At 65.0% G+C, this 13,157-nt stretch carries 13 protein-coding genes; 6 read left to right on the forward strand and 7 right to left on the reverse strand.

The window, feature by feature from the left end:
* Positions 1-34: 34 nt before the first annotated feature.
* The 4 genes from AC5Y21_RS10890 to AC5Y21_RS10905 all read right to left on the reverse strand — a co-directional run bounded on the left by AC5Y21_RS10890 (position 35) and on the right by AC5Y21_RS10905 (position 5,001).
* Positions 35-640, reverse strand: a complete 606-nt coding sequence (locus tag AC5Y21_RS10890; protein ID WP_499912134.1) for a MarR family transcriptional regulator — start codon at positions 638-640, stop codon at positions 35-37.
* Positions 633-2,294, reverse strand: a complete 1,662-nt coding sequence (locus AC5Y21_RS10895) for a pyruvate, phosphate dikinase (RefSeq protein ID WP_499912135.1) — start codon at positions 2,292-2,294, stop codon at positions 633-635. The genes AC5Y21_RS10890 and AC5Y21_RS10895 overlap by 8 nt, the downstream gene beginning before the upstream one ends.
* A gap of 540 nt (positions 2,295-2,834) precedes the next feature.
* Positions 2,835-3,932 carry an FAD-dependent oxidoreductase gene (locus AC5Y21_RS10900; protein ID WP_499912137.1) on the reverse strand — a complete coding sequence of 366 codons (1,098 nt, stop codon included), beginning with the start codon at positions 3,930-3,932 and terminating at the stop codon, positions 2,835-2,837.
* A 142-nt stretch (positions 3,933-4,074) separates the two neighbouring features.
* Positions 4,075-5,001 carry a TIGR03564 family F420-dependent LLM class oxidoreductase gene (locus tag AC5Y21_RS10905; RefSeq protein ID WP_499912138.1) on the reverse strand — a complete coding sequence of 309 codons (927 nt, stop codon included), beginning with the start codon at positions 4,999-5,001 and terminating at the stop codon, positions 4,075-4,077.
* Between the two features lie 106 nt (positions 5,002-5,107).
* Between AC5Y21_RS10905 and AC5Y21_RS10910 the strand changes: the two genes are divergently transcribed.
* Together AC5Y21_RS10910 and AC5Y21_RS10915 are read left to right on the forward strand one after the other, a co-directional pair.
* Complete coding sequence (locus AC5Y21_RS10910) at positions 5,108-5,821, forward strand: M15 family metallopeptidase (RefSeq protein ID WP_499912139.1); 714 nt, start codon at positions 5,108-5,110, stop codon at positions 5,819-5,821.
* Positions 5,822-5,882: 61 nt separating this feature from the next.
* A complete protein-coding gene (locus AC5Y21_RS10915; RefSeq protein ID WP_499912141.1) occupies positions 5,883-6,689 on the forward strand; it encodes a class I SAM-dependent methyltransferase in 807 nt (268 codons plus the stop codon).
* 26 nt (positions 6,690-6,715) lie between these two features.
* Here AC5Y21_RS10915 and AC5Y21_RS10920 read toward each other — a convergent pair whose 3' ends face one another.
* Positions 6,716-8,248 carry an amidase gene (locus AC5Y21_RS10920; protein WP_499912142.1) on the reverse strand — a complete coding sequence of 511 codons (1,533 nt, stop codon included), beginning with the start codon at positions 8,246-8,248 and terminating at the stop codon, positions 6,716-6,718.
* 134 nt (positions 8,249-8,382) lie between these two features.
* Between AC5Y21_RS10920 and AC5Y21_RS10925 the strand changes: the two genes are divergently transcribed.
* Genes AC5Y21_RS10925 through AC5Y21_RS10940 form a run of 4 tightly spaced genes read left to right on the forward strand, consistent with a single transcriptional unit; the run spans position 8,383 to position 12,372 of the window.
* Positions 8,383-9,960, forward strand: coding sequence for a methylmalonyl-CoA mutase family protein (locus AC5Y21_RS10925; protein ID WP_499912143.1), 1,578 nt, complete (start codon positions 8,383-8,385; stop codon positions 9,958-9,960).
* Entirely contained in the window at positions 9,960-10,391 is a 432-nt protein-coding gene (locus AC5Y21_RS10930; protein ID WP_499912145.1) for a cobalamin-dependent protein, read from the forward strand. Before AC5Y21_RS10925 ends, AC5Y21_RS10930 begins: the two co-directional genes overlap by 1 nt.
* The gene (locus AC5Y21_RS10935; RefSeq protein ID WP_499912147.1) at positions 10,376-11,332 is read left to right on the forward strand and encodes an LLM class F420-dependent oxidoreductase; all 957 of its coding nucleotides are present in this window, start codon (positions 10,376-10,378) and stop codon (positions 11,330-11,332) included. The genes AC5Y21_RS10930 and AC5Y21_RS10935 overlap by 16 nt, the downstream gene beginning before the upstream one ends.
* 47 nt (positions 11,333-11,379) lie before the next feature.
* Positions 11,380-12,372, forward strand: coding sequence for a CaiB/BaiF CoA transferase family protein (locus AC5Y21_RS10940; RefSeq protein WP_499912377.1), 993 nt, complete (start codon positions 11,380-11,382; stop codon positions 12,370-12,372).
* A gap of 44 nt (positions 12,373-12,416) precedes the next feature.
* Here AC5Y21_RS10940 and AC5Y21_RS10945 read toward each other — a convergent pair whose 3' ends face one another.
* Both AC5Y21_RS10945 and AC5Y21_RS10950 read right to left on the reverse strand, forming a co-directional pair.
* Positions 12,417-12,737 carry a hypothetical protein gene (locus AC5Y21_RS10945; RefSeq protein WP_499912148.1) on the reverse strand — a complete coding sequence of 107 codons (321 nt, stop codon included), beginning with the start codon at positions 12,735-12,737 and terminating at the stop codon, positions 12,417-12,419.
* Between the two features lie 18 nt (positions 12,738-12,755).
* Positions 12,756-13,082 carry a 2Fe-2S iron-sulfur cluster-binding protein gene (locus AC5Y21_RS10950; RefSeq protein WP_499912150.1) on the reverse strand — a complete coding sequence of 109 codons (327 nt, stop codon included), beginning with the start codon at positions 13,080-13,082 and terminating at the stop codon, positions 12,756-12,758.
* Between the last annotated feature and the right edge of the window lie 75 nt (positions 13,083-13,157).

Genomic DNA, 13,157 nt, shown 5'->3' on the forward strand with positions numbered 1-13,157 from the left:
GCAAGGCTGCGGAGCGACGCCGTCGAGCGCGAGACTATCCCGCGTGACCGGCGGCCGCTTCGCCTTCGCGGGTGAGACCTGCGGCTCCGATCAGTTCTTCATGCAACTCGAACCACACCGTGTGATAGGAGTCGACGATTGGCCGGGTCAGCCAGGTCGTGTCGCCGCCGCGAACCTTCTGGTACGCGCTGGTCAGCTTGTCGCCGTAGAACCCCAGCCGGGGAAGATCGTCGGCTATCGAGTCGATGATCAGCACCACCTTCGCGTGGAGGTCGTCCAGTCGTGCTAGTACTTCGCTGTCGTACTCGAGGTCTTGATGGTCGTTGGGCTCACCGTGTCTGAGTTGCCAATCCGTCACCAGTGCCTTGAATTTCGCATTGACACCACGGAATTTGTCGTATTCGGCCAGAATGGCGGCTGTGTCTGCGGATGCGCGTTCCTGCGCCAGCAGCTCAGCGAGTCGCTCACGGCCCCGTGGGGACAGCCGTACCGTTTTGTCCGCCGCCAGCAGACCCGAATCACAAAGTGAGGCAACGGCTTCAGAGATTTCTGTGGCATCCTCGTCGATCGTCGTGGCGAGATCCGCCGGGTTGACCCTGCCCTTGAGGCGGACGGCCTGCAGGACTTTCAGCTCAAGCACGGATGCTTCCCCCGTCGAGCGCACTGGCCGCCCGCAGCGCGGTCAGCATGGTTATCAAGGGATTGGGGGAAACGACGTCGGTGTGACCTGCGGCCATTGCTTCTCGCACAGCGGCAGCGGAATTATCCTGCAGCCGAAAGTAATTCCCGTCGACATGAGCGCGCAGCGGGCCGACCCGACGCGCCAGGTCAGCCAACTGCTTCAGATCCGGGGAGTCGGTCATCGACCAGGCGCGTAGCTCCAAGATGCCTTCGCGAACTTCACCTTCGGTGCCGTCGACGGTGACCCGCTTGCCTTCGAGGGCGGTGGTGATACCCACTCCGCACCCGACGATGGCAGGACGTCCGATCTCGCGGCTCACCACTGCCGCATGCGACGTGGTGCCGCCGACCTCGGTGACGATGGCGCGCGCGGCCAGCATGCCTTGGACGTCATCGGGACTGGTGGTGCAACGCACCAGGATGACGTCTTCGCCTGCCTCGGCGGCATCGATTGCCGCGTCAACATCGGAGTAGACCTGCCCGGATACCACGCCGGGGCAGGCGGGCAGCCCTTTGGCGAGTAGGGTTGCGTTCAAACGTGTTTCGGGCTGTAGTGACGGTAGCAACAGCGTTTCCACGTGGGTGGGGTGGACGCGCCGCAGCGCTTCGACAGCGTCGATGAGTCCCTCTTCGTGCAATTTGAGTGCCAGTCGGACGGCGGCTTGCGCGGAGCGTTTGGCACTGCGGGTTTGCAGCAGCCACAATCGCCCGTCTTCCACGGTGAATTCGATGTCTTGAACGTCGCGGGCGAGCTGCTCCAGAATGGCCGCGGCGGAAAGTAGTTCCTCGTACACGCCCGGCAACGTGGCGCGGAGTGCGCTGACGGGCTGGCAGTCCGTGGTGCCTGAGACGACGTCCTCTCCTTGGCCGCCGGCCAGCCATTCACCGAACGGTTCGTCGGCACCGGTCATCGGGTTGCGAGAGAACAGGACTCCGGTACCCGAGTTGGCGGCGTTGATATTGCCAAAGACCATCGCCTGCACCACAACCGAAGTGCCGCCGGTTTCATCCAGGCCGTGGTGACGTCGATAGGTCTGCGCCCTCGACGAGTTCCAGGACCTGAATGCGGCCTCGATCGCGCCCCTGAGTTGCGCGTACGGGTCGTCGGGGACATCGGTCGCCTCGTCTGTGGCCACGATTCGTCGATATAGCGCGCAGAACCGGTCGCGGATGTCGGCGGCGAAACTGGGAGTGAAGGATTCCGCGAGAGCGTCGTGAACGGTGTTGTCGATGCCCAAGTTCAACACGGTGTCCAGCATGCCCGGCATGGATTGGACGGCACCACTACGGACGCTGACCAGCAGCGGGCGCGGCCCGGTCCCAAACCGGCGTGCGGTCTCGTTCTCCAGCCATTGCATCGCCGACAGGACGTCGTTCCAGATGGTCTCTATCGTGTGCTCGGGGTCAGCGAAATACCGTCGACAGACCTCGGTGGTGATACAGAACGCGGGTGGCGCGGGAAGGCCGTGCCGACGCATCAGGTCGATGCCATACCCCTTGTTACCGAGCAGCTCTCGGGAAGGCGCGGTTTCACCCGACAGCAGAACGACAGGGGAGGTTGTAAAGCCATCGCGTGGTTTGTCTGCTGCCGCGTCAGACGCGGTGCCGATCATCGGCCTCTCTCTCTTGTTTGAGCCGGTGCCGGTGGCTCAGCCCAACTATAGTTGCGCAAGACGACGGGTGCCCGGACGCAGTCGAACCGCAATGCTGGGCGATCCGCTCACTTCACCACCCGGCGGTCTGCTCGCCTCAGCAATCTGCGCCCACGATGTGAAACGTAGACGGAGAGAAAAGGATTGAAAGCGCCTTCCCGAACTCGGGTCGGCTTCGCGGACTTGCACTGCCACCGTCGGTGAGCGGCAGGTCGGTGTTCAACGGAGAGCCTCGCGATATGTGGTCGTCACTTCGCGTCGTGTTCTTGGCCGTAAGTTGGTGGCGAGACGCGTCATCAAGTTGGGACGCAGGAGTGTCGAGGGCGGGTCAATGAATTGGGTCACCCGGAAGATTCTCTCTGTGAGCGCGGGGTCATTTTCGGCCGCGGCGAGTGTCTTGCCGATGCGCCATGTGACCAGCCTTTGCGATAGCGACCGCCGGCCCTCCGGTTTGGTCATGTAGAGGTCGTTGGCCTGGTTTGCCGCCCAGACGGGGCGGATTCATCGAACGGCAGCCCCGAGGAATCGTCCGATCAGATCGGCATCACCGTGGGATAGGCAGTCGCGCAACGCGACTGCTTCCAGCAGCGCCATGGTCATGCCCTGGCCGTAGATCGGGTTTAGGCTGCAAATCGCATCGCCGAACACCAAAAAGCCGGTGGGCAGTGCGGACATCTTGTCGTAGCGTCGCCATGCGCCGCGATGGCGGATCACGGAGACTTCACCCAGGGGTTGGCCGGCACGCAAAGCCGCCACGGCGGCAGGGGGTGCGAATTGAGCGAAAGACGCGATCAAGCCGGCTGAGTCCCTGGGCGGCTGACGCCCGTCGACGCATCCGACCGAGAGCATCCAGGTGCCGTTCTCATAGGCCGCTAACGCGCCACCGGTCGGTCGGCTCGATTCCGGACAGACGAAGATCAATTGCTCGGCGATCATTCCGTCCGGGATGCGCAGTAGCTGGCTGGAATAGCTGCCATGCATCACCGCGCGCTGCTCGATGGGCCGGCTATAGCCCAGGCTTTCCAGAAACGCCGGTGTACGTGCGCTGCGGCCCATCGCATCGATGACTAGGTCGGCATCCAGAACCTCCTCCGCACCGGTGTCGCGGTCGACAACCCGAGCTCCGGTGATCTGGTGGCGCCGCGCCGCAACAGGCCCGACCACGTCGTGACCGTCCAGGACGACCACATTAGCGATGTCGCGAATACGTTGCCGGACAGCATATTCCAAGAGCCCCCGGCTGATGAGAAACATGACTACCGCAGTCGGGTCAGCGAACTGGCCTGACCGGTTGAGCTCGTGTCCTCCCGCCGTAAAAGAGACCCGCGACAGGTTGCCGTCAGCGCAGACCGTTGCGCCGGCGGCCTTGAGTTCGTCGAGCAGCCCGGGGAAAAGTCGCTCTAGTATTTGCGAGCCGCCGATCGACAGGGCATGAAAGTGCCGACCTTGGGGCACGCCTTGGCGCTGGACCGCACCGTTGGGTAGTTGATCGCGTTCGACGATCGTCACGGTCTTGTAGAACTCCGCGAGCACCCGAGCGGCAAGCAATCCGGCCATCCCCGCCCCGCATACCACCGCGCGTTCACCGAGCTCGTTCACGAGTCTCCCCTCAGTCGGGCCATCTCGGGACACGACACTAGACCCAAAAATAAGGAAAATAAGGAGAATCTAAGGTTACGATAAGATCTCGTGCGGTCGGCTGCGTACACAGGCCGGAACCGCGACGACTAGCGATCTGTGCTCAGGTTGATCGAGAAACCCAGTCGTGCAGGAAGGCCCGTGTTCTGTCCCGCCCCTCGGGAGATGCGTCGAAAGGGATCGCGACGAACTCGTCGATACCTGCCGCGCGGACGTCGTCGAGCCTGTCGCGCACTGTCGCCTCGTCGCCGATTAGCGCTGCGTCCTCCGGTCCGGCATAGCCTTCGCGATCCAGCATCGCCCGATACGAGGGCAGGTGGCCGTACATGGCGAACTGCTCCGCCGCCAGTGAACGCACGGCGGCCACGTCGTCGGTGACGGCGAGGGGTAGCGCGGCGGCGACGCTGACAGCTCCGTCGGGGCGCCCGGCCTCGGCAGCCGCGGTGCGCAGGGTAGGCACGATGTGCTCCTTGAGCGTTTTGGGTCCGGTCATCCACGTGATGGTTCCGGCGGTGCGCCGGCCGGCCAGCCGAAGCATCTGCGGACCCAGTGCCGCGACGTACACCTCCGGCGTGGGTGCACCGGAAATCTGCAGCGCGCCTCTGGTTGTCAGCATTTCGCCCGTCGTGTTGACGGGTTCGCCGGCGAGCAGCGGAAGCAGGCCATCGAGGAACTCGCGCAAGCGTCGAACCGAGCGGTCCCAGGAGATTCCCCACATTCCCTCGGTCACAGTGCGGTGGGTGACCCCCACACCGAGGGTGAATCGCCCGCCCGCGATGAGGTTGAGCGTCAACGCACGTTGGGCCATCAGCATCGGGTGCTGGTTCTGGATCGGTACGACCCCGCTGGCGACCTCGATGTCGCTTACCTCGTGCATCGCGACCGCCAGCACGGTGAGCAGGTCGACGTCGAATGGCATCTGCGTCAGCCAGAGTCGGGCGAACCCGTCGTCGCGTGCCTTGGTCAGCTCACGGATACAGCTCTCGACGGGGGTCTTGTTGGATAGGTTCGCGATCAGGCTCATGCGCATGTGTTTCTCCTACGCCAACCGGCTCCGTTTGGCAACGGGTGGGTGGACGTAACACCAGCGTGTGGCGTTACGTCGGCGACGACGTCGATTGGCGGACAATGCCGGGATGGGCTTTTTTCGGCAGGTACTTCTCCTCGTGGCCTGCGTGGGACCAGTCGCGCCGCTGGGTCTGGGGGTCGCCGCCGCTGACCCGTCGGGTCCAGGTGTGCCGCCAGTGAGCGACGCGGCGCACGCGGCCGGGCTCGTGGATGTCCGCACCGTGGTTCCCGACGCGATCATCGACCTGCGCTACGCGACTACCACCAACTTCACCCACACTCAGCTGTATCCCGCCGACGCCCGATGCCTCGTGCACCAATCGATGGCTCCCGGCCTCGCGGCCGCCGCGACGGCCCTGCGCCCGCAGGGGCAGGCGCTGGTGTTCTGGGACTGCTACCGGCCGCACGACGTCCAGGTCAAGATGTTCAATGTTGTCCCCAACCCGGCCTGGGTGGCGCGCCCCGGGCAGTATGCGCACAGTCACGAAGCCGGGCGCTCGGTGGACGTGACATTCGCCTTCCCGCAAACACCATGCCCGCCGGAGCGGCAGGAGGCGAACGGGCCTTGCCTGGCCGACATGGGTACCGACTTCGACGACTTCTCCTCACGCGCAAACGCTTTCGCGACCCAGGGCGTCAGCGTGGAGGCGCAGGCGAACCGCAAGCGTCTACGGGATGCGATGAACTACGGCGGATTGACCGTCTACCAGGGAGAGTGGTGGCATTTCGACGGGCCCGGCGCCGGCGCAGACCGCCCGCATCTCAACGCCCCTGTAGATTAGGTGCGTCTTATATAGTGAGAATTCTATCTCATAATTAAGCAAGCAGCGGTAAGCTCACGCCATGAACCCACGGGCTGTCTACACGCACGGACATCACGAGTCGGTGCTGCGCGGTCACCGGCAACGCACGGCGGAGAACTCCGCCGGCTACCTGTTGCCGCACCTGCAGCCGGGAATGTCTGTACTCGACATCGGTTGCGGCCCTGGGACGATCACCGCCGACCTTGCCGACCGAGTCGCACCCGGATCGGTGACGGCCGTCGAGCCAACAGACGCTGCGCTGGACCTGGCCCGCGCTGAGGCGAAAGCGCGCAACGTTCCGAACGTGTCGTTTGTGATCTCCGACGTGCACGCGCTCGACTTTCCCGACGACACGTTCGACGTCGTCCACGCTCACCAGGTGCTGCAGCACGTGGCCGATCCGGTTCAGGCGCTGCGCGAGATGCGACGGGTATGCGTGCGGGGCGGAATCGTGGCGGCCCGCGATGCCGACTACGCGGGTTTCATCTGGTTCCCGCAGCTTCCGGCGCTGGATCGCTGGCTGTATCTTTACCAGCGCGCAGCCCGCGTCAACGGCGGGGAACCGGATGCGGGCCGACGGCTGCTGTCCTGGGCGCGTGCCGCGGGCTTCGACGACATCACCCCCACCGGCAGCATGTGGTGCTACGCGACGGACGACACTCGCGAATGGTGGGGCGGGATGTGGGCCGACCGTATTCTTCAGTCGGACTTGTCGCGCCAGCTGGTGGAGTCGGGCATGGCCACAATCGCCGAACTCGAGGAGATCTCCGGGGCGTGGCTGGCGTGGGCTAAGGACCCGGATGGTTGGCTGGCGATCCCAAACGGCGAAATCCTCTGCCGCGCTTAGCATGGCGCCTGCTCGCCCACCTTGCGCTATGGAGTGGGGAAGCCGCCGCAGAGGGATTCGAACGCAGCCGCGACCTTCAGGACGGTGGAATCGTCGAATCGCTTGCCTACGATCATCATTCCGGCGGGCAGGCCGTCAACTAGACCGGCGGGCACCGAGATCGCGGGATGGCCGGTGACGTTCAGCGGCGCGGTGTTGAACGCCTTGCCGAGGGTGCGTTCGAGCAGTGCAAAATCCGCAAGGCCGCCGCCGGGCAGTGTGTCAGCCGTGCCAGGCACGGTGGGCATCACCAGTACGTCGTGTTGGTTAAGGGCCGCATCGTAGGCTGCACGCAAGTGCGGCAGTAGATTACGCGCCTTCGCATAGTATGCGCCGCCCAACCGGTTCAGGCCGTAATGTCCGGCCACAGCCGTTGCTTTGATGGTGACGTCGAATTGATCGGCCTTGCCGGCTCGCTGTCTTGCCCAGTACGCCATGAGTTCTGGGTCATAGAGTCCTTGCACGCCGAGGCCGTAACCGTTGCCGTCCAGCATCTGATAGCTCGAGCCATCGGTGAAGATGACGGCGAAGACGTGCAGTGCGTTGCGATGCCAGGGCACACTGACTTCGCTGACCGAGCAGCCGATCTCGGTTAACCGCTGCGCTGCCGACCGGATCAGCTCGTCAACCTCCGGCAGCGCGCCGGGCTGCCCGAAGCCCTCGACGAGCACGCCCACCCGCAGGCCGGCCACATCGCCGGTGAGCGCGCCCCGGTAGTCGACCGCGGGCATCTCAGGTCCTTGGCGCGGGTCGTGGCCGTCGGGTCCGGCGAGCACGGTGAGCAGAAGTGCGGCATCGGCCACCGTGCGCGTCATCGGGCCCAGGTGATCGAGCGTTCGCTCGATCGGAAACGCGCCCGTGAAGGGCACCAGGCCGTACGTCGGCTTGAGACCGACGATGCCGCACAGCGATGCCGGGATCCGTACCGATCCGCCTTGGTCGCCGCCGAGGGCCAGCTCCACCGCGCCGGCGGCGACCAAAGCGCCACTGCCGCTGGACGATCCGCCGGTCTCACGGGCGGGATCCCATGGATTGCGCACCGGTCCGCTGGCCGAGGTGAAGCTCGAGCCCGAGCAGCACAGCTCCTCGCAGACACTCTTGCCGGCAATGATCGCCCCAGCGTCGAGCAAGCGCTGCACGACGGTCGCGTCGCGGCTGGGGATGAAACCTTCCACCACCCGCGAGCCGTTCATCATCGGAATCCCGGCTACCGCGATGTTGTCCTTGATCGCCACCGACCGGCCCGACAGCGGCCCCTCGGCACCCGACGCGACCTCGGCGGTGACGTACCAGGCACCGAGGGGGTTGTCGGCCGGCTCGGGAAATCGGTAGGCACGCTCGGGCACTTGCGGCCGCGCGAGCTCGTCGTAGAGCTGGTCAACCGCGTCATAAGACATCAGGGCGGCGGCGACCAGCGCCGTGTAGTCCCGTTGTGCGGCCGCGTCGAGGCGGAAACCGAAGTGCCTGGCCGCGGCGTCGATGTCTGCTTCTGAGGGCCTGACAGCCCGAGAACCCGTCATGTCGACCTCCGTCATCCTCATCAGCAGCCTAGGGGGCGCCCGCGGGCCGTCACGACCGTTGCGTAATGAGGTATTCGGCCAGGTCAGCGCTACGGTATTGGCATTCTCTTTTTTTGCAAGTACGTTATCCACTGATGGATAATGCAGCCCAGACCGCGTCGGGCATTCCGCTCGCGCCGGTGTACGGCCCGGAGGACCACAAGACAGAGCCTCCACCGCCGGGGGAGTTTCCCTTCACCCGGGGTAACTTCGCGTCCGGGTACCGCGGCAAGCTGTGGACATTCCGGCAGTACTCGGGGTTCGGTACCGCCGAGGAATCCAATCGCCGCTACCGCTACCTGCTGGACCAGGGCGGCACGGGGCTGTCCGTGGCGCTCGACCTGCCCACCCAATGCGGGTTCGACTCCGACGATCCCGAGGTAAGCGAGGAAGTCGGGCGTGTCGGCGTGGCGGTGGACACCCTCGCGGACTTCGAGATCCTGTTCGACGGCATTCCGCTGGACAAGCTCAGCACGAGCATGACGATCAACGGCACGGCGGCGATCCTGCTCGCCTTCTACGTGGCGGCGGCCGAGCGGAAAGGGATACCGCGGGCGAAGCTCACCGGCACCATTCAGAACGACATCCTCAAGGAGTACGCGTCGCGTGGGACCTGGATCTGGCCGCCGGAGCCGTCGTTGCGGCTGATCGCCGACACCATCGAGTTCTGCGCGGCCGAGGTTCCCAGATTCAACGCGATCTCGGTGGCCGGGGCGCACTTTCGCGACGCCGGGGCCACCGCGGTGCAGGAGATGGCGTTCACCCTGGCCGACGGCGTCACCTACTGCGACACCGTGGTGGAACGGGGCCGCATGACGATCGATCAGTTCGCGCCGCAGATCTCGTTCTTCTTCTACACCCATGGCGATTTCTTCGAAGAGATCGCCAAATACCGTGCGGGACGCCGACGTTGGGCGACGATCGTGCGGGAACGCTACGGTGCGACGACGGACAAGGCGTCGATGTTCCGCTTCGGTTGCGTGTGTGGGGGCGCTTCGCTGTATGCGCCACAGGCGCACAACAACATCGTCCGAGTGGCCTACGAGGCGATGGCCGCCGTACTCGGCGGTGTCCAGTCGATGTTCACCGCGGCCTGGGACGAGCCGTTCGCCCTGCCCACTGAGGAAACCACGACACTGGCGCTGCGCACCCAGCAGATCCTCGCGCACGAAACCGGCGTGGCCAGCGTCGCGGATCCGCTGGGCGGCTCCTATTTCGTGGAGGCGCTGACCGACGCGACTGAGGCCCGCATCATCGAGATCATGTCCGACCTCGAGCGGCACGGCGGAATGGTCCACGCCATCGAGGACGGTTACCTGCAAGGCCTGATCGCTGACGAGGCCTTCAAGATCCACCAGGACATTGAATCCGGCGCTCGTCCGGTCGTCGGGGTCAACCGGTTCGTGACCGAGGAACCCGAACACGATGTCGTCACCTACGAACTCGACGCCGAGGGCCGTGATCTGCAGCTCAAGCGCCTCTCCAAAGTCAAAGCCGAAAGAGACAGCGGCGCGGTGCAATCCGCGTTGGCGGCCTTGGCGCGCAGCGCCGAAGGAACCGACAATCTCATGCATAACCTGATCGACTGCGCGAACGCCTACTGCACGGTCGGTGAGATGGTCTCCGCGCTGAAGGCCGTGTGGGGCGAATTTCAGCAACCGGTGGTGTTCTGATGGCCGTGAGGGTTCTGGTGGCAAAGCCCGGCCTCGACGGGCACGACCGCGGCGCCAAGATTGTTGCCCGCACCTTGCGCGACGCCGGATTCGAGGTCATCTACACGGGGATCCGGCAGCGCATCGAAGACATCGCGTCGATCGCCGTTCAGGAAGACGTGGCCGTCGTCGGGCTCAGCATCCTGTCGGGTGCTCATATGGCGCTCACCACACGGACAATCGAGGCGTTGCGCGCGGCCGATGCCGCCGACATCGCCGTCGTCGTCGGCGGAACGATCCCACACGCCGACGTGCCCAAGCTGCTGTCCGCCGGTGCCGCGGCGGTATTCCCCACCGGGACATCGCTGGACGACCTGGTGCGCGACATCCGCGCACTGACCGGCACTTCCCAGCCCACGTCAGAAAAAGAGGAACAGTGCGCGTCGGAGTGATGATCGGCGCCGAGCGTGGCGACATGGCCCGTAAGGTGGCCAAGCTGGCCTCCGATATCGAATGGGCCGAATCCGCAGGGCTGGACACCGCGTGGATGCCGCAGGTGCCCAACGACTTCGACTGTCTGACCATGGTGTCGCTGATGGCCGCCCACAGCTCGCGCATCGAGCTGGGTACCGCAGTGGTCCCGCTGCAGGCTCAACACCCGATTGCCCTTGCCCGCCAAGCGCTCTCGACACATGCGGTGGCCGGTGGGCGGCTGGCTCTGGGCGTCGGCCCGTCGCACCACTGGATCATCCGAGACATGCTCGGCTTACCCTATGACAAGCCGGCCGCCTACACCCGCGACTACCTGCAGGTGCTCAACGCCGCCATTGCCGGGCCGGGACCGGTTGACGTCGAAAACGATTCGTTCACCGTGCACAATCCGACGGCGATCGGGGCAGATACCCCGATGCCGGTGCTGGTCGCCGCGCTGGGGCCGGTGATGCTGCAGCTTGCCGGTGAACTCGCCGACGGCACCGTGTTGTGGATGGCGGACGAGCGTGCGATCGGTGATCACATCGCGCCGAAGATCACCAAGGCCGCCGCGGACGCCGGGCGTCTCCCGCCGCGCATCGTCGCGGGCATCCCGGTATGCCTGTGTGGGCCTTCCAAAGTCGATGAGGCCAAGGAGCGGGCGAACCGCATCCTCGGCGAGGCCGAGGTGTCGCCCAACTACCAGCGCCTGCTGGAACGCGGCGATGCCCGCGATGTCGGCGATCTGTGCGCGGCCGGCGACTCGGAACAGATTCTGCGGCGATTCCACTCTTTCGCCGACGCCGGCGTTACCGACCTCTCGGTGCGGCTCTTGCCGATCGGTGACAACCGCGACGAACTCGTCGCTTCCAAACGCCGGACCCGGGAGATGATCGCCGAGCTCGCAACGGAACTGCGGTGAGCTCCGCGGGGCCACTGGCCGGGATCCGTATCCTCGAGGTCGGCACCATGCTGGCCGGACCGTATGCCACCATGCTGCTCGCCGACCTCGGCGCCGAGGTCCTCAAGATCGAGCCGCCCGGCGGCGAGATCTCCCGCAGTGTGGGAGACAGCTATTTCGCCAGCCTCAACCGCAACAAGTCAAGTATCTGCCTTGACTTGAATTCCGATGCGGGACAACAACGTCTGGGCGAGCTGGTAGCCGAGACGCAGGCGTTGCTGGTGAACCTGAAGCCGTCCGCCATTCGCCGGCTGGGCCTCACCTACGAGGCGCTGCGACGCTGGAATGAGCGGATCGTCTGTGTGGCGATCACCGGTTTCGGTCTGTACGGCGGCGACGCTCCGGCATTCGACTACGTCGTTCAGGCGGCTGTCGGAACCGCAGCTCTGACGGGCGAACCGGATGGTCCGCCGACGCTGCCCGGTTACTCGTCAGCCGACAATTCCACCGGAATGTCTGCGGCACTGGGGCTTCTGGCCAAGATCGTCTCCGGCCAGGGCGGGCAAGTGGACGTGTCGCTGCGCGACGTCATGCTTTCCCAGCTCAACTACCATGCCGCCGCCTACCTCAACGAAGGCACCGAGCCGCAGCGCCATCCGTACGGTGCCCATTCGTATTACGTTCCGGCGCAACTTTTCCCAACCGCCGACGGCTACCTGGCGCTATTCATCACTCATGACGGCTTCTGGAAATCCTTTGCCACCGAAGCAAGGATCGACGGTTTCGAGACGATGACCCAACGCGTGGCCAACCGCGACGAGGTGCTGGCGGTCGTCACATCAGCGCTGGCGACCGACACCGCCGTCGGCTGGGAGCGGCGGTTGCGGCCGCTGGGTGTGCCGGTGGCCGCCGTCCGGACCCTGCCCGAGGCACTCAAGGTGACGCCGGAAGTGGTTGTGCAGGCGGGTGATTTCCGGCTTGTTGGCAACCCGATTCACGTGGGGGGCTATCAGCCCGAATATCGTCCTCCGCCGAAATTGCCTGAACACGACGGGGGCTAAGCCCGCGCTGGACTGGCTGCGGCGACATACATTGCCCGCTGCATCTAACCCGTCGGGCCGTACTCGGTTGTCACCTCGAGTAACTGCATCACCGGCGGCGGATCCAATTGCAGCGCATCGGACATGTGCAGCTGCCGGGCGTTGGCCCTCATGTTGTTCAGGATCCCTTGCAGGTCATCGCCCTCGATTTCATAGAGTGCGAGGTAGGGGCCGTCGCCGCCGACCGGGCGCAGTCGGCGTGCCGAAACGAATCCGTCCAGCGCCACGAGTTCGGGCAGGTGGACTTCGTCGTACCAGGTGTTGTATTCCTGCTCGCGATCCGGCGAACTGGGTCGAGTCTCGACGTGGATGATCCCCTTGGCCATGTGGCCGCCTCTCTGCGACTACTCGTATTGCACCGTGATCGACGGCGTATCGGGTACGCCCTGGCAGGTCAGAATGTAGCCGTCGGCCACCTCGTCGTCATCGAGTGCGTCGTTGACCCGCATCGTCGCGTGGCCCTCGGTGAGCCGGGCCATGCAGGTGCCGCAGTTGCCGGCCTCGCAGTTGAACGGGGGCTCCAGGCCGGCCCGTCGCGCGCTTTGCAACAGGGTCTCGCCGGGAACCAGCGGCACGGTCACCTTCTTGCGATCGAGGTGGATCGTTACGGTGCCGCCGTTCAACGGATCTGTCACCCGTGGAATCTCCTCGATGATCCGGGTGACCGTCACCGTGACCACCCCTTCCGTACTTGCGTTCTTCAGTATAGAGAATACTATTCTCTCTTAGCGATAGTTTCTTCTCAA

It is taken from the genome of Mycobacterium sp. NGS41 (assembly GCF_059812725.1).

What these genes read in the sequence shown, in the direction of transcription:
- AC5Y21_RS10895 (WP_499912135.1), bottom strand. Translation starts at nt 2,294, where the DNA reads ATGATCGGCACCGCGTCTGACGCGGCAGCAGACAAACCACGCGATGGC.
- AC5Y21_RS10905 (WP_499912138.1), bottom strand. Translation starts at nt 5,001, where the DNA reads ATGCGCATGAGCCTGATCGCGAACCTATCCAACAAGACCCCCGTCGAG.
- AC5Y21_RS10910 (WP_499912139.1), top strand. Translation starts at nt 5,108, where the DNA reads ATGGGCTTTTTTCGGCAGGTACTTCTCCTCGTGGCCTGCGTGGGACCA.
- AC5Y21_RS10915 (WP_499912141.1), top strand. Translation starts at nt 5,883, where the DNA reads ATGAACCCACGGGCTGTCTACACGCACGGACATCACGAGTCGGTGCTG.
- AC5Y21_RS10920 (WP_499912142.1), bottom strand. Translation starts at nt 8,248, where the DNA reads ATGACGGGTTCTCGGGCTGTCAGGCCCTCAGAAGCAGACATCGACGCC.
- AC5Y21_RS10925 (WP_499912143.1), top strand. Translation starts at nt 8,383, where the DNA reads ATGGATAATGCAGCCCAGACCGCGTCGGGCATTCCGCTCGCGCCGGTG.
- AC5Y21_RS10930 (WP_499912145.1), top strand. Translation starts at nt 9,960, where the DNA reads ATGGCCGTGAGGGTTCTGGTGGCAAAGCCCGGCCTCGACGGGCACGAC.
- AC5Y21_RS10940 (WP_499912377.1), top strand. Translation starts at nt 11,380, where the DNA reads ATGCTGGCCGGACCGTATGCCACCATGCTGCTCGCCGACCTCGGCGCC.
- AC5Y21_RS10945 (WP_499912148.1), bottom strand. Translation starts at nt 12,737, where the DNA reads ATGGCCAAGGGGATCATCCACGTCGAGACTCGACCCAGTTCGCCGGAT.